Source organism: Mesorhizobium sp. YIM 152430 (genome assembly GCF_029210365.1).
Lineage (GTDB): Bacteria > Pseudomonadota > Alphaproteobacteria > Rhizobiales > Rhizobiaceae > Aliihoeflea.
Genome location: NZ_JARGES010000056.1, coordinates 61241 through 76139 on the forward strand (window position 1 = coordinate 61241; position 14899 = coordinate 76139).

Genomic DNA, 14899 nt, shown 5'->3' on the forward strand with positions numbered 1-14899 from the left:
AGCTTTCGAGAACCGGAGCGGAATGTACGTTCGGGTACATGAGCACCGGAAACGCAGGAAGCTGACATTTGCAGGCCGCTCAGGCTTGAATGTCGACGCATCCTGATCATCCAGCCTTGCGCAGCGGCTCGCTGGCTCTGAGGCGCGCATCGTCGAGGCTCGTCTTCAGCCGCATCGTGTTCAGGTCCGCATCGTCCGACGCATCGTCGAACGAGACATAGTTGAGTTCGACCGACGCCGTCTCGTCGGCCAGCGTCAGGGTGAAGAACACCTTGGCGCCGCGCGGGTGAAGTTCGAGATCGAGCGCGATGCGCGGCGGCAGCGTCCAGCAGGCATGAGCCTCGCCGCCATGGCCGAGCCTGAGCGTTCCGGGCATGAAATAGAGTTCCGCCGCCGAATCCACGAGGTCCGCCACGGAGGCGAACCGCTCCATGCGGATGAAGGCGATGTAGTCGGCGATGTCGACCAGGCGCAATTCGCTGACGACGTCGCGGATCGCATCGGCGACGATGATCTCGCGGGCTTCGGTGTGGGGCTGTTTTATCATTGTTGTCGGCTTCCCGCGGAAGGCTGCCCCTTCTGGCCGTAGACGATGCGGACCAGTTCGGCGACAGCCTGGTAGAATTCAGGCGGGATCACCTTATCGACCGAAACTTGCTTATACATGGAGCGGGCGAGATCGACATTCTCGAACACCGGCACGCCGTTCTCCTCGGCGATCTCGCGAATCTTCAGGGCGATCAGATCCTGCCCCTTGGCGACGACCGTCGGGGCGGCCATCTCGTCGCGCACATAGCGCAGCGCGATCGCATAGTGGGTGGGATTGGCGATGATCAGCGTCGCGGTCGGCACAGACGTCATCATGCGCTGGCGCGCGCGGTCGCGCTGCAACGAGCGCAGGCGCGACTTGACGATCGGATCGCCGTCCGTCTGCTTGATCTCGTCCTTGACCTCCTGCCGGGTCATCCTCAATTCCTGGCGCCAGTGGAAGCGCGACCACAGGAGATCGGCCGCCGCGATCACGACCATGATCAGGACGATCGAGACGACGATCTCGATGGCAACCTGCCGAATCGTGCTGGCGAAGACGTCGGGCGGCGTCAGCATCCCGTCGAGCAGCCGCGACTGCGCCTCGCGCATGGCGAAGACGACGAAGCCGCCGACGATGAAGATCTTGCCGAGCGACTTGCCGAACTCGACCCAGCCCTGCTGCCCGAAGAGCCTTTCCCAACCCTTCTTGAGCGAGATGCGCGAGAGTTTCGGCTGGATGCGGTCCGGCACCATTCGGGGCATGTTCTGCACGACCGAGGCGACGATCGCCGCCAGCATCATCAGGACCAGAAGGGCGACCAGCGCCTTCGCGATCTCCATCACGACGAGACGGTAGATGTTCACGGCATCGGGCTGGGTCGAAAGGCTCCATTCGTGGGGCCGTTCGAGGAAGATCGACAGAAAGGCGCCAAGCTGCATGAAGCCGCTCTGGGCAAAGAACATGAAGAAGGTCAGGATGGCAAGGAACGAGGCGACGGCCGAGATTTCCTTGGCGACAGGTATCTGTCCCTTGTCGAGGCTGTCCTGAATCTTCTTCTCGGTCGCCTCTTCTGTCTTGCTTTCCTTGTCCGCGCCCTCGCTCATCGCTCAGTGCGGTCAGGCCGCATTGTCGAGAACGGGCAACTCGACCAGTCCCTCGCCCGAAAGCTTGAGCGCGGTCGAGGCGATCGACTTGCGCGCATTCATGATCGCGTCGAGATTGACGTCCGCCGGCGCCGAAAGTTCGGATTCGATCATGCGCCGCGAGCGCGCGCCGATCGCCGACAGAGCCGCCTCGCGCAGCGCCGCATCGCATTCGCGTAGTGCCAGCGTCACGATCTCCGTCGACAGCCCGTCGAAGAGCGCCACGCGCGACTTCTGGTCCAGCTTGACGATGTCGTCGAAGGAGAAGAGCCGCGAGCGCAGCGCGGCGACGTCCGTCTGTCCCGATGCTTCGAGGTCCGACATGACCTCGTCGAGTTCGGATTTGTCGAGTTCGTTCAGCAGGCTTGCGACCCGCGCCTGCGCCACGCCGACATTCTTCGACTTCGACTGTTCGGCGATCCGGTTCTGCAACTGGCCTTCGATCAGCTTGTGGGCGGCCGGCTGGACGGTGTTGAGCGCCAGCATCCGCCGGATGATGTCGCTGCGCTCGGCCTTGCCGAAAGTCAGCACCACCTTGGCTGCGGCCGGCGGCTTCATGGAGGTCAGCACGACGGCGATCGTCTGAGGGTGCTCGTCGGCGAGCAGGAGATTGACCTTCGCGGGCTCCATGTCGTCGAGCTTCGACCAGATGGTGGGCGCGGCGTCGGCGATGACGCCCGGCTTGCCCCGCCCCATGATGACATCGACCTCGTCCTGCGAGAACGTATCGTTCAGGAGGCTGTTCATCTTGTCGCTGGAATCGAGCAGGCCCGCGCCCTCGGTGAACTCGCCCTCGAATTCGGCCACGATGCGTTCGAGTTCGCCTTGCGAGATCGTCTGCAACATCCGCGCGGCCTCGATCAGTGCCTTCAATTCCTCCTGCTTGAAGAACTTGAGAAGCTTGCCGGCCGAGGGCTTGCCCATGGCGACGAGAATGGCGGCGGCCTTCTGCGCCTTGGACAGCCCTTGCGTTGCCGCATGGGCGGAACTGCGCGGATCCTCTGCGGGGGCGTTGGCGTGTTTCATCAGCCTTGCTTGGTCGTGTCCACGATCTGGGTGAGCTTCACCCCGAAGCGCGACGGATCGTCTTCCAGAACGGTGATCTCGCCCGACGCGATCTTGCGGCCGTTGACGACGATGTCGACCGGCTCGCCGATGCGCCGGTCGAGCGCGACGGTGGAGCCCTTCTGCAACGCCATCAGCTCGGAAACCGGCATCTCGGTCGAGCCGAGCACGATCTGCACGTCGACGGGGATGTTCATGATGATCGAATTGCCGGCCGGCTCGCCAAGATCGGCCGCCGATGCGGGCTTGGCGCCGCCCGCGATCTTTCCGGTGTCGGCTGCTGCGGCGCCTTCGCTTTCGTTGAGCACGCCGCGCAGTTCCTCGATCGCGCGGTTGAGCTGCTCTTCCTCGATGTCTTCGGGCTTCGTCGCCTGCGCCTTGGTCATGTCGTCCCCAGTCAAGTCCTTCAGCCCGAGATCAGGCCGTCCATGAATTCCTTGCCCGCATCATAGGGATGACGGACGCGGACGGTGAAGTGATTCCCGAGCTTCCCGAACTCGCATACGAATACTGTCTTGCGCCGGGCTGACAGGCGCGTATTGGCCTGCGCATCCTGCGGAAATTCGATCACCTGCCCGACGCGCAGCCCTGTCAGCTCGGAAAGCGTCATTTTCGACAGCGGGATCGTCGCTTCCAGCGCGACGCTGGAGCGCATCACCTCCTCGCCGAACCGCGCCTTCCAGGCGCCGGGTGTAGCCGCGCCCGGTGCGGCGGCCTGCGCGGCATCGCCGCGATGCATCAGGAGCACGCGCTGCGGCATGGTCACGCTGAGCGTTCCGAAGCCGGCGGAAGACGAGAGCTTGAAGGTGATCTTGACCCCCGGACCGTCGCGCAGCACCAGCTTGCCGAGTTCCGCCCCGCTCGTGGGCGTTCCTACCGGAAAGCGCAGGTCCAGCGCGCGTTCGCCCGATCCGTTGAAGGCTTTGGCGACGCTTTCGAACAGCGAAGCGACCAGTTCGAGTTCGATGGGCGAAGGCTTGCGCGTGATCGGTTCGGCCGGAAGGTCCGGATCGCCGCCGAAGACGGCGCCGACGAGAAGCCCGACGAGATCGGCTCCGGCCAGGATCGCCAGCGCATCGGGCGAGGATTTCGACGGCACGATCGACATCGCCTCGAACTGCGGGCGCTTGGGCCGTGCCTCGCCGAAACGGACGACTTCGACGGCCTCGACTTCCATCTCCAGCGGGAAGGAGATCAGTTCCTCGATATCGCTCAAAATCCGGGGGATAACCCGCGTGCCAAGCGCCTGCGCCGCATCCGCCACGCGCTGCGGTTCGCCCGTTTCGCCGACGAGACGTTCGACGATCGGGCTGCGCACGGGCGCTGGCGACGTTTGAGCAGGCGACATTACTGGACCTTGACGAGAATCACTTGGCGATTAGGCAGCCTTTTTGGCCGCTTCGCCACCCATATTCAAAGTGCTTTGCTCCACTGCGTCGATCGTCGGGCGGTCATAGGCGGAAATCGTCTTGCGGCCGAATTCGAGCGCGACCTGCGGCAGCGAGCCGTTCATGTAGGCGAGCAGCGTCTGCTTGACGATGATGTAGAGCCTGTTCTTCTTCTCGCGCACCACCTTGATCTTGGCGGCGACCGGCGCAACGACCGCGTAGTTCAGGAAGATGCCGAGGAACGTGCCGACGAGGGCCGCGCCGACGAGGCCGCCGAGGATTTCCGGCGACTGGTCGATGGCCCCCATTGCCTTGATGACGCCGAGCACGGCCGCGACGATGCCGAGCGCCGGAAACGCGTCGCCGACCACGGTCAGCGCATGGTAGGATTTCAGCTTGTCGTGGCGGATGGTGTGGATTTCCTCGTCCATCAGCGCCTCGATCTCGAACGGGCGCGCGTTGCCGATGATGATGATGCGGCAATAGTCGCAGATGAAATTCGTCAGGTCCTTGTTCTTGATGACTGTCGGATAGGCCTGGAAGATCGCCGATTCTTCCGGGTTGTCGATATGCGCCTCGACCTCGTTGCGCGATTTGGTCTTCAACTCGCGCATCAGGGAATGCAGCACGCCGAGAACTTCGAGATAGTCCTGTTCCTTCGGCACCGCGCCCTTGATCGCCTCCATGGTCGCCTTGCCGGCGTCCTTCACGGTGGAAAGAGGATTGGCGATCAGGAAGGTGCCGACGCCGGCGCCGCCGATGATGACCAGTTCCCAGGGCTGGTAAAGCACCTCGAGATGGCCGCCCATGGCCATGTAGCCGCCCAACACGCACCCGAAGATGACAACGAAACCAATGAGAATGCCCACGACGATCCTTCCCGTGCCAAGACCGCTTCTCCTCTAGCGCCTGCGCCTTGCGCGAGGCTTGAACGGCGGCGCTGCCAGCTTCGCGCAAGCCGTTCGCGCTATGGGGCGGGTAGTTTGTGATGGCGAGAGGATTCGGCCGTGATCGGGACGCTTGCGACCTACCAGAACATCGTGCGCAATCTCGACCGCTCTCTGGCGCGCATCGAGGCGCAGCCGATGGTGCAGCGCGAGACCGAGCACTACCTGGCCAATATCGGCAAGATCACGAGCGTCGAGGAGTTCGTCGACGATTTTCGCCTCTTCAACTACGCGATGAAGGCGTTCGGCCTTCAGGACATGGCCTACGCCAAGGCGTTCATGGTCAAGGTGCTCGAGGAAGGCGTCGCCGATCCCGATTCCTTCGCCAACAAGCTGACCGACAAGCGTTATGCCGAGTTTGCCAAAGCCTTCGATTTCGCCAGGCACGGCGCAGGCGCGACGACCTACAATCCCGCCCAGGCCGGCGCGATGGAACTCTATGCGATCGCCGCCAAGCGCGACCTGATCCCCGCCGAGACGCAGAAAGCCGAGACCGCCTATTACCTCCAGACCATCCCGGCCATTACCTCGGCCGACGGACTCATCGCCAACCAGCGCGTCTATGACTACGCGATCCGTGCCTACGGGCTCGAGGAGCGTGCCGGCGATGCCGATTTCATCCGCCGGCTGCTTGCCGGCGGCGTCGAGGGCGTGGACGCGCTTGCGAAGGACGAAGCCGAAAAGCCGAAGCTTCTCGCTTTCGTGCAGGCATACAATTTCGCCGAATATGGCGCGAGCGCCACGACCTTCACCAAGGCCGGCGACCTTGCCGTCGACAGCTATATGCGCCAGACGCTGGAGGAGGATGCCGGCACGCAGAACGAAGGCGTTCGTTTGGCACTCTACTTTGAGCGCAAGGCCGGCGGCATCTCCAACTGGTACGAAGTATTGGGCGACAGGGCGCTGGCGCAGGTCGTGCGCGGCGCACTCGGGCTTCCCGATGCGTTCGCCCAAGCCGACATCGACAAGCAGGTCAAGTTCTTCGAAAGCCGCCTCGACATCGAGGACTTCAAGAACCCCGAAGCGCTCGGCAAGTTCCTCGCCCGCTTCGCCGCCATGTGGGAAATGAACAATCCGTCGAGCGGGGCGAGCAATCCGGCCCTGGTGCTTTTCCAGCAGCCCGAATTCGGCATCTCGCAGGACATCCTTCTCACACTTGCCCGAATGAAAAGCTGAGGATCGCCCGTGCAGCCCGGACTTTACGTCGCCCTTTCATCGCAGGTCGCGCTCGAACGCCGCCTCACCACCATCGCCGACAATGTCGCCAATGCCGGCACGGTCGGCTTCCGCGCCACGGGCGTCAAGTTCGAGGATCTCGTCTCCGGCATGGGCAAGGGCGCGATGTCGTTCGTGTCGACCGGCGAGACCTATTTGTCGACCACATCTGGAGGCATGAAGGAAACGGGCAATCCGCTCGACATGGCGGTCAAGGGCGATGCCTGGTTCGGCATCCAGACGCCGCAGGGACTGATCATGACCCGCGATGGCCGCTTTACCATCCAGCCGAACGGCCAGCTCGTCTCGATCGAAGGCCATCCGGTCGTCGATGCCGGCGGCGCCGAAATCATTCTCGACCCGCAGGCCGGACCGCCCGTCGTCTCCGCCGACGGCATCATCCGCCAGGGCGGCAATCTCGTCGGCGGCATCGGCCTGTTCGAATTCAACCCGGGCGCGGATTTCGTCCGCTACGGCAATTCCGGCGTCGTCCCGCCGGTCGAGCCGCAGCCCGTCGTCGACCGCATCGATGTCGGCGTGATGCAGGGCTTCGTGGAAAATTCCAACGTCGATCCGGTTCTTGAAATGACTCGGCTGATCCAGGTCCAGCGTGCCTTCGAGAACATGGCGGCACTGACCCGCAACAGCGAAACGACGCTCGACGAAGCGGTGAAGGCGCTGGGCTCGTAAGATGAGATCGACGCCGGTCCCGACCGCGCTCGAAGCGCTCGAACGGCTGCATCTGCGCTTTGCCGATGCGGACGGGCTCGTGCGCACCGGCGGCCGCGTGACCGAGGTCACCGCAACCCACATCATGGTCGACGGGCTGACGCGCACCGCGCGTCTTGGCGATGTGGTGGAACTGCGTTCCCGCGCCGGGCTGAAGCTTGGCGAGGTCGTCCAGATCGCCTCGTCCGGCGTCATGGTCTCCCCCTTCGACCGCTCCGCCGATGCGGGTGTCGGCGAGACGGTGACGATCGTCGGGTCGCTCGGACTTGCCCCGGACGACTCCTGGCACGGCCGCGCCATCGACGCGCTCTGCCGACCGATCGACGGCTTAGGTCCCCTTGCGCCGGGCACGGCCGACACGGCACGGTCCGCGCCGGCGGCCATGTCGCGCCAGCGCGTCGACACCCCGTTTCGCACCGGCGTCAAGGTCATCGATATCTTCACCCCGCTTTGCTACGGCCAGCGCATGGGCGTCTTCGCCGGCTCCGGCGTCGGCAAGTCGACGCTGCTCGCCATGCTCGCCAATGCCGACGCCTTCGACACGGTCGTCGTGGCGCTGATCGGCGAGCGCGGACGCGAGGTCCGCGAATTTCTCGAGGACACGATCGGCAAGGCGATCCGCAAGACGGTCGCCATCGTCTCGACCAGCGACGAGAGCGCGATGATGCGCCGGCGCGCGCCCGAGACGGCGATGAGCGTCGCCGAATATTTCCGCGCCCGCGGCGACCGGGTGCTGCTCGTCCTCGACTCCATCACGCGCTACGCCCATGCGTTGCGCGAGGTCGCGATCGCCGCCGGCGAGCCGCCCGTCGCGCGCGGCTATCCCGCCTCCGTCTTCACCGACCTGCCCAAGCTTCTCGAACGTGCCGGCCCCGGCCCCGCCGGCGAAGGCTCGATCACCGCCATCCTGTCCGTGCTGATCGACGGCGACGACCACAACGATCCCGTCGCCGACGCGACGCGCGGCATTCTCGACGGCCATGTCGTCCTCGAACGCACCATCGCCGAGCAGGGCCGCTATCCGCCCGTCGATCCGCTGGCCTCGATCTCGCGCCTGAGCTCGAAGGCATGGTCGACGGAGGAGCGCAAGCTGGTCACCATGCTGAAGGCGCTGATCGCCCGCTTCGAGGACACGCGCGACATCCGCCTTCTCGGCGGCTACCAGCCCGGCGCCGACCACGAGCTCGACCAGGCCGTGCGTCAGGTGCCGCTCGTCTATGCCGCGCTCGCCCAGTCCCCGCATGACGGCCCCTCGCGCGACCCGTTCGCCGATCTGGCCGTCGGCCTGAAGCCCAAGGAGCAACCCGTTGCGCCCGCTGCAAACTGATCCCCACGACACGGCCTGGAAGCGGTTCCTGCACCGGCGCGGGCTGACCAAGGGCGACATCGTCATCACGGCGGGCGGACTCGGCCTTGCCTTCGCCTGCGCCATCTTCCCCTGGTACGTGTTTTTCAACCAGGAGAGTTTCGGCCCCCCCGAGATGCGCTTTTCGGGCAACATGACGCCCGGTCGCCCGGACCCGTCGACGGTCCAGCCGCCGCTGGTCATGGCACCGATGACGCCCGACGAGTTCCCGGTGATGGAACTCGACCTCTTCGCCACCGGCACGCCCGGTGCCGACGAGCCGCGCGAAGCGATCGCCGAACAGCCCTTCCCCGGCGAACTGCCTGTCTACCGCCTCGTCCACGTCGCCAATGGCCGCGCCATGATCGAGGACGATGGCGGTCTCTTCGTCGTTCAGCCCGGCTCGTCCCTGCCCGATGCGACGACCGTCGCCTCGATCGAACAACGTGATGGAAACTGGGTGCTCGTCAACTCGAACGGCTCGGTCTTTACGGTCGAGTAACCATCCGCAAGGCTGACGCAAGACTGGCCCGCTAGGTTCCCCGTCAAGATCGAGGAACATGTCATGCAACCAGTCAACCTGTTCTCGCTGGCTTCCGAACAGGCCAAGTGGCTTTCGGTTCGTCAGGCGACCGTCTCGGGCAACATCGCCAATGTGAACACGCCGGGCTATGCGTCGAAGGACGTCGAGCCGTTCGAACAGGTGCTGTCGAACACGCGCGTCTCGTTGCAGCAGACGCATGTCAATCACGTCTCGCTCGGCGCCACGGCCCAGGATTTCCAGATCCGCGAAAACGAGGTCTCCGGCGCCGAACTGCCGTCGAAGAACACGGTCGCGATCGAGGAAGAACTGATGAAGGCGGGTGAAATCCGCCGCGGGCTGGAGCTCAATACGGGCATCGTGAAGGCGTTCCACCGCATGTATCTGATGACGACGCGAGGCTGACGCAGATGGACCCGCTTCTCACTTCCATGAAAGTCGCCGCCTCTGGGCTCGGCGCGCAGTCCGAACGCCTGCGCATCGTTTCGGAAAACATGGCGAACGCCCAGTCGACCGCGTCGACGCCCGGCGCCGATCCGTTCCAGCGCAAGACGATCACCTTCGCCGCCGAACTCGACCGCGCCTCGGGCGGTTCCTTCGTCAACGTCACCTCGATCGCCAGGGACCAGACCGCCTTCCCGCTCGAATATCTGCCGGGACACGAGGCGGCGGACGCGAACGGCTATGTGCGGATGCCCAACGTCAACATGCTGATCGAAATGGCCGACATGCGCGAGGCCAATCGCGGCTATGACGCCAATTTGCAGGTCATCAAGCAGGCCCGCGAACTGATTTCCATGACAATCGACCTGATGCGGAGCACCTGATGCTGACAGCCATTCCCGGCCTCCTGAACGCGCAAGGGCCGGCCAGGCCCTTCGAGGCTTCCTTCGCGCAGCCCACGCAGGCGGCCTCCATCGGACAGAGCTTCGCCGACGCGCTCGGCGACACGGCCATGGCGACCATCGGCAAGCTTCAGAACGCCGAGCAGGCTTCCTTCAAGGGAATGCAGGGCGGCCTCGAAACGCGTGAGGTGGTCGACGCAGTCATGAGCGCCGAACAATCGCTCCAGGCGGCCATCGCGATCCGCGACAAGATCGTGAGTTCCTACCTCGAAATCAGCCGTATGCAGATCTGACGGAGAAGACCTGAATGAAAGCGCTCGCCATCGCGGCTACGGGGATGACGGCCCAGCAGGCCAATCTCGAAGTCATCGCCAACAACATCGCCAATCTGAACACGACCGGCTTCAAGCGCGCCCGCGCCGAATTCACCGATCTTCTCTATCAGGTCGACCGCCTGCAAGGCGTGCCCGCGCGCGCCGATACGGGCATCGTGCCGGAAGGCGCGAGCTTCGGGCTCGGCGTCAAGCTCGCTGCCGTGCGCAACGTCCACATGCAGGGTGCGCTCGCCACCACCGGCAACACGCACGACCTCGCCATTCAGGGCGGCGGCTGGTTCGAGATCGAGGGGCCGGACGGAGAAGTCCTCTACACCCGCGCCGGCGCATTCAACCTCAACGCCGAGGGCGAAGTGGTGACGGTGCAGGGGATGCGCGTCCTGCCCAACATCGTCGTTCCCGAAAACGCGCTCGACTTCACGGTCAACGGCTCGGGTCAGGTCTTCGCGCGCATTCCCGGCCAGGACGAGCCGGCCGATCTCGGCCAGTTGAACCTCGTCGCCTTCGCCAACGATGCCGGTCTCGCGCCGCTCGGCGACAACCTCTTCCGCCAGACCGCCGCTTCGGGCGACCCGGTGCAGGGCCTGCCCGGCATCGACGGCCTCGGCACGATCGCGCAAGGGTATCTGGAAAGCTCCAACGTCGATCCGGTTCGCGAAATCACCGAACTGATCAGCGCCCAGCGCGGCTACGAGATGAATTCCAAGGTCATCACCACCGCCGACCAGATGGCGGCCACCGTTTCGCAGAACATGAGGTAGGACGCCATGTCGCGTCGCTTGATCGGCATCGCCTTCGCTGCTCTGGCCTTTCTCGCACCGGCTTTCGCCGCTGCGCAGGAAACGGTCGTGGTGCCGACGCGCGTCATCTATCCGGGCCAGGAGATCGGCTTCGACCTGCTCGAAGTCGTGCCGCTGCGCCGGCAATTGCCCAATCCGTCGATCTATGCGCTCGAGATGGAACAGTTCGCCGGCAAGGTTGCGCGCAACACGCTGCTCCCCGGCCGCATGGTCGCGGTCGCCGCGCTGCGCGACACCTATGTGGTCGAGGCCGGCAAGCCGGTCGAGATGCAGTTCGTGCAGGGTCCCCTGATCATTTCGGTCACCGGCGTGCCGCTCCAGCCGGGTTCGGCCGGCGACGTCGTGCGCGTCCGCAATCTGGATTCCGGCGCGGTCGTCTCCGGTGTCGTGATGGCCGACGGCACCGTCCGGGTCTCCGCATTATGATGCGGTTCTGGATCTTCGTCATCGCAGCCGTCGCGGCCTTCGCCCTGCCGGCCGGCGCGACCTCGCGCATCAAGGATGTCGCAACGCTGCAAAGCGCGCGCGACAACCAACTCGTCGGCTACGGCCTCGTCATCGGTCTGCAAGGCTCCGGCGACAGTCTGCGCAACTCGCCCTTCACCGAACAGTCGATCCGCGCGATGCTCGAAAATCTCGGCATCGCCTCGCAGGGCTCGGCGGCGCGCTCGCGCAATGTCGCGGCCGTCATCGTCACCGCCAATCTGCCCGCCTTCGTCCAGTCGGGCGCGCGCATCGACGTCAACGTCTCGTCGATGGGCGATGCGGCTTCGTTGCAGGGCGGCACGCTGGTCATGACCCCGCTGCGCGCGCCCGACGGCGACATCTATGCCGTCGCGCAGGGCGGAATCATCGTCTCCGGCTTCACCGCGCAGGGCGCGGCCGAAACGCTGACGCAAGGCGTGCCCACCGCCGGCCGCGTGCCGAACGGCGCCATCGTGGAGCGGCAGGTGCCCGGCTCCTTCAACGGCGACGCGACTCTGACGTTGCAATTGCGCAATCCCGATTTCTCGACCGCCGTGCGCATCACCGACGCGATCAACACTTATGCCCGCCAGCGCTTCGGCACGGCCGTCGCGTCCGAGCAGGACGCGCGCACGGTGCTGATCACGCGGCCCGCCAACATCTCGACGGCGCGCTTTTACGCCGAGATCGAGAACCTCGCCGTCCAGTCCGACACGCCCGCCCGCGTGGTGGTTGACGAGCGCACCGGCACCATCGTCATCGGCCAGGATGTTCGGATCGCCCGCGTTGCGATCAGCCACGGGTCGCTGACCGTGCGGATCACCGAGATGCCGCAGGTGGTCCAGCCCGACCCCTTTACCGATGGCCAGACCGCGATCGAGGACTTCACCCAGATCGAGGCTGAGCGGCCCGACGCGCAGGTCGCGCTTCTGGACGGGCCGAACCTCGAAGCGCTGGTCGCCGGTCTGAACCGCCTCGGCGTCAAGCCGGACGGCATCATCTCAATCCTCCAGGGCATCAAGACCGCCGGCGCGCTTCAGGCCGAGCTGGTCGTGCAATAGGCCGCGCGATGACACATATGACCCTCTCCCAGACATTGCGGCTTGCCGCGGTCGCCGGCTGCCTTTCCGTCCTCGCCGGCCCCGCCGCCACGCAGGAAACGCCGGTCACGTCCAACGATGTCGAGCGCTTCTGCACCAACATCGCCGATGCCGCGCGCGACCAGCGCTATGCGCTCCAGGCGCAGGAACTGCGCAATCTCCAGGCCGAGGTCGATGCCCGCATCGCAGCGCTGGAGGAAAAGCGTGCCGAATACGAGGAGTGGCTGGCACGTCGCGAGACGTTCCTGTCCAAGGCGCGCGACAATGTCGTCGACATCTACGGCCGGATGCGCCCGGACGCGGCCGCCGAAAGGCTGACCGAACTCGGGCCGGAGCTAGCCGCCGGCATCCTGATGAAGCTCGACGCCCGTAAGGCCGGCATCATCATGAATGAAATGGAAACGAAGGCCGCCGCCGGCGTCACGTCGATCATGGCGAGCGCCGCGCGCGAGAAGGACCCGTCATGATGGCCCGCAACGGCATTGCCGTCCTTACCCTCCTCATCCTCGCCGGCTGCTCGCAGACCGCCGAACTCGGCCGCGAGCCGAAGCTGACGCCGGTCGGCTACGGTGTCGTCTCCGGCACGAAGCAGACCATGACCTACCCCAATCCCGAAGCGCCGCAGGTGCGTCGCAACTCGCTCTGGGACGACCGCCAGAGCCGGCTCTTCACCGATGCCCGCGCGCTCGACAATGGCGACATCCTGACGGTTCTGATCTCGATCAACGACCGCGCCGCCCTCAACAATGAATCAGATCGCCGGCGCACCTCGGCCCGCTCCATGGGCCTGTCCGGTAACGCGTCGTTCGAAGGAGCATCCACCGGCGGGGGGCTCGACCTGACGGCTTCGGGCAACAGCCAGAGCCTTGGCCGGGGCTCGACCGAACGCTCCGAACAGATCAACATGCGCGTCGCCGCCGTCGTCACCGACGTCCTGCCGAACGGCAATCTCCTGATCATGGGCTCGCAGGAAGTGCGCGTGAACGCGGAACTGCGCATCCTCACCATCGCCGGCATCGTGCGCCCGTCGGATATCGGAGCCGAAAACACCATTTCCTATGAGCGCATCGCCGAGGCCCGCGTCTCCTATGGCGGACGCGGCCGTCTTTCCGAGGTCCAGCAGCCGACCTGGGGGCAGCAGGTCGTCGACACCGTGCTGCCCTTCTAGGAGATCGCAACCATGGCCGCAGCGATCGAAGACAAGACGGGCGAGAAGAAGAAGGGTGGCTCCGTCGTCGTGACGGGCGTCGTCTTTCTCGTGCTGACGGCAGGTGCCGTCGGCGCAGGCTGGTTCCTCGGCGACATGCTGGGGTCCGAGGCGCGCGCCGCCAAGGCCGAAGCTGCCGAAACGATCGCCGGCGCCGAGGCGGGCGCGCACGAATCGAGCCTCGCCCTCCTGCCGCTGCCCGCCATCACCACCGCGCTCGCCGCCCCCGCCGACGTCTGGGCCCGACTCGAAACCACGCTCCTCTTCGAGGAAAAGGTCGACGAACTCGTCGGCGAAGCCGTCCATCAGGACATCCTCGCCTTCCTGCGCACGATCAAGCCGCACCAGATCGAGGGTGCCTCGGGGTATCGCCACTTCAAGGCCGATCTCGACGACATCGCCCGCATCCGCTCCGACGGCAAGATAAAGGGCGTCCTGATTAGGACGCTGCTCTTCGAATGAAATTTCTCGTCTACGCGATCGCCTTTTTCTGGCTGACGGGATCGGCCGGCGCACAGACGCTCGACCTCGGCGCCTTGACCGGCCAGACGGACGGCTCGACGGTCGGCACGATCATCCAGCTCTTCGGCATATTGACGGTTCTCTCCGTCGCGCCGGGCATCCTGATCATGGTGACGAGCTTCACCCGCTTCGTCATCGCGCTGTCGATCCTGCGCGCCGGCATGGGCCTGCCCTCGACGCCGGCGAATTTGATCCTGATCTCGCTGTCGCTCTTCATGACCTTCTACGTCATGTCGCCGACCTTCGACCGCGCGTGGCAGAACGGCCTCCAACCGCTCATCAACAACGAAATCAGTGAAGAGGAAGCGGTCACCGAGATCGCGGAGCCGTTCCGCGCCTTCATGCTGCGCAACGTGCGCGACCAGGACCTCGCGCTTTTCGCAGACCTTGCCGCCGAGCGCGGCCAGGCGATCGCCGAGGGCGAGGCGGTCGACATGCGCATCCTCGTCCCGGCCTTCCTGATCTCGGAAATCCGGCGCGGCTTCGAGATCGGCTTCCTCATCGTCCTGCCTTTCCTCGTCATCGACCTCATCGTCGCGACCATCACCATGGCGATGGGCATGATGATGCTCCCCCCCACCGTCGTGGCCCTGCCCTTCAAGATCCTGTTCTTCGTCCTGATCGACGGCTGGAACCTGCTCGTCGGCAGTCTGGTCAGGTCGATCGCCTGAAGTTCTTCCTGAAGTGACCCCCACCCTTTATCCCTCCCCACAAGGGGGAG

20 protein-coding genes are annotated in these 14899 nt (G+C 65.1%); 14 read left to right on the forward strand and 6 right to left on the reverse strand.

The window, feature by feature from the left end; genetic code table 11:
* Nucleotides 1–106: 106 nt before the first annotated feature.
* From PZ895_RS17940 to motA, 6 genes are read right to left on the reverse strand one after another with little or no spacing between them, the layout of a single operon-like run.
* Entirely contained in the window at nucleotides 107–547 is a 441-nt protein-coding gene (locus tag PZ895_RS17940) for a hypothetical protein (protein WP_275840352.1), read from the reverse strand.
* Nucleotides 544–1635 (reverse strand): flagellar biosynthesis protein FlhB, encoded by a 1092-nt coding sequence (gene flhB, locus PZ895_RS17945; RefSeq protein WP_275840353.1) that lies wholly within the window; start codon nucleotides 1633–1635, stop codon nucleotides 544–546. The genes PZ895_RS17940 and flhB overlap by 4 nt, the downstream gene beginning before the upstream one ends.
* 12 nt (nucleotides 1636–1647) lie before the next feature.
* Nucleotides 1648–2700 carry a flagellar motor switch protein FliG gene (locus tag PZ895_RS17950; RefSeq protein WP_275840354.1) on the reverse strand — a complete coding sequence of 351 codons (1053 nt, stop codon included), beginning with the start codon at nucleotides 2698–2700 and terminating at the stop codon, nucleotides 1648–1650.
* Nucleotides 2700–3125: a flagellar motor switch protein FliN gene (gene fliN, locus PZ895_RS17955; protein WP_275840355.1), complete on the reverse strand. Its 426-nt coding sequence runs from the start codon at nucleotides 3123–3125 to the stop codon at nucleotides 2700–2702. The genes PZ895_RS17950 and fliN overlap by 1 nt, the downstream gene beginning before the upstream one ends.
* 20 nt (nucleotides 3126–3145) lie before the next feature.
* Complete coding sequence (locus PZ895_RS17960) at nucleotides 3146–4087, reverse strand: FliM/FliN family flagellar motor switch protein (RefSeq protein ID WP_275840356.1); 942 nt, start codon at nucleotides 4085–4087, stop codon at nucleotides 3146–3148.
* A gap of 30 nt (nucleotides 4088–4117) precedes the next feature.
* Entirely contained in the window at nucleotides 4118–4996 is an 879-nt protein-coding gene (gene motA / locus PZ895_RS17965) for a flagellar motor stator protein MotA (RefSeq protein WP_275840357.1), read from the reverse strand.
* 138 nt (nucleotides 4997–5134) lie between these two features.
* On the opposite strand from motA, the gene PZ895_RS17970 reads away from it, so the two are divergent.
* The 14 genes from PZ895_RS17970 (at nucleotide 5135) to fliP (ending at nucleotide 14849) form a co-directional block, all read left to right on the forward strand.
* Nucleotides 5135–6250 carry a DUF1217 domain-containing protein gene (locus tag PZ895_RS17970; RefSeq protein ID WP_275840358.1) on the forward strand — a complete coding sequence of 372 codons (1116 nt, stop codon included), beginning with the start codon at nucleotides 5135–5137 and terminating at the stop codon, nucleotides 6248–6250.
* A gap of 9 nt (nucleotides 6251–6259) precedes the next feature.
* Entirely contained in the window at nucleotides 6260–6979 is a 720-nt protein-coding gene (gene flgF, locus PZ895_RS17975; protein WP_275840359.1) for a flagellar basal-body rod protein FlgF, read from the forward strand.
* 1 nt (nucleotide 6980) lies between these two features.
* Nucleotides 6981–8345 (forward strand): flagellar protein export ATPase FliI, encoded by a 1365-nt coding sequence (gene fliI / locus PZ895_RS17980; RefSeq protein ID WP_275840360.1) that lies wholly within the window; start codon nucleotides 6981–6983, stop codon nucleotides 8343–8345.
* Nucleotides 8326–8865 (forward strand): hypothetical protein, encoded by a 540-nt coding sequence (locus PZ895_RS17985; protein WP_275840361.1) that lies wholly within the window; start codon nucleotides 8326–8328, stop codon nucleotides 8863–8865. The genes fliI and PZ895_RS17985 overlap by 20 nt, the downstream gene beginning before the upstream one ends.
* A gap of 63 nt (nucleotides 8866–8928) precedes the next feature.
* Nucleotides 8929–9309, forward strand: coding sequence for a flagellar basal body rod protein FlgB (gene flgB / locus PZ895_RS17990; RefSeq protein WP_275840362.1), 381 nt, complete (start codon nucleotides 8929–8931; stop codon nucleotides 9307–9309).
* Nucleotides 9310–9314: 5 nt separating this feature from the next.
* Nucleotides 9315–9731, forward strand: a complete 417-nt coding sequence (gene flgC, locus PZ895_RS17995) for a flagellar basal body rod protein FlgC (RefSeq protein WP_275840363.1) — start codon at nucleotides 9315–9317, stop codon at nucleotides 9729–9731.
* Nucleotides 9731–10042: a flagellar hook-basal body complex protein FliE gene (locus PZ895_RS18000; RefSeq protein ID WP_275840364.1), complete on the forward strand. Its 312-nt coding sequence runs from the start codon at nucleotides 9731–9733 to the stop codon at nucleotides 10040–10042. Before flgC ends, PZ895_RS18000 begins: the two co-directional genes overlap by 1 nt.
* Nucleotides 10043–10056: 14 nt before the next feature.
* Complete coding sequence (gene flgG, locus PZ895_RS18005; RefSeq protein WP_275840365.1) at nucleotides 10057–10845, forward strand: flagellar basal-body rod protein FlgG; 789 nt, start codon at nucleotides 10057–10059, stop codon at nucleotides 10843–10845.
* Nucleotides 10846–10851: 6 nt separating this feature from the next.
* Nucleotides 10852–11310, forward strand: coding sequence for a flagellar basal body P-ring formation chaperone FlgA (gene flgA / locus PZ895_RS18010; RefSeq protein ID WP_275840366.1), 459 nt, complete (start codon nucleotides 10852–10854; stop codon nucleotides 11308–11310).
* Nucleotides 11310–12410 (forward strand): flagellar basal body P-ring protein FlgI, encoded by a 1101-nt coding sequence (locus PZ895_RS18015; RefSeq protein WP_275840594.1) that lies wholly within the window; start codon nucleotides 11310–11312, stop codon nucleotides 12408–12410. Before flgA ends, PZ895_RS18015 begins: the two co-directional genes overlap by 1 nt.
* A gap of 17 nt (nucleotides 12411–12427) precedes the next feature.
* Complete coding sequence (locus tag PZ895_RS18020; RefSeq protein WP_275840367.1) at nucleotides 12428–12916, forward strand: MotE family protein; 489 nt, start codon at nucleotides 12428–12430, stop codon at nucleotides 12914–12916.
* Nucleotides 12916–13617: a flagellar basal body L-ring protein FlgH gene (flgH, locus tag PZ895_RS18025; RefSeq protein ID WP_275840595.1), complete on the forward strand. Its 702-nt coding sequence runs from the start codon at nucleotides 12916–12918 to the stop codon at nucleotides 13615–13617. Before PZ895_RS18020 ends, flgH begins: the two co-directional genes overlap by 1 nt.
* Nucleotides 13618–13629: 12 nt before the next feature.
* The gene (locus PZ895_RS18030) at nucleotides 13630–14118 is read left to right on the forward strand and encodes a flagellar basal body-associated protein FliL (RefSeq protein ID WP_275840368.1); all 489 of its coding nucleotides are present in this window, start codon (nucleotides 13630–13632) and stop codon (nucleotides 14116–14118) included.
* A complete protein-coding gene (fliP, locus tag PZ895_RS18035) occupies nucleotides 14115–14849 on the forward strand; it encodes a flagellar type III secretion system pore protein FliP (protein WP_275840369.1) in 735 nt (244 codons plus the stop codon). The genes PZ895_RS18030 and fliP overlap by 4 nt, the downstream gene beginning before the upstream one ends.
* Nucleotides 14850–14899 lie beyond the last annotated feature (50 nt).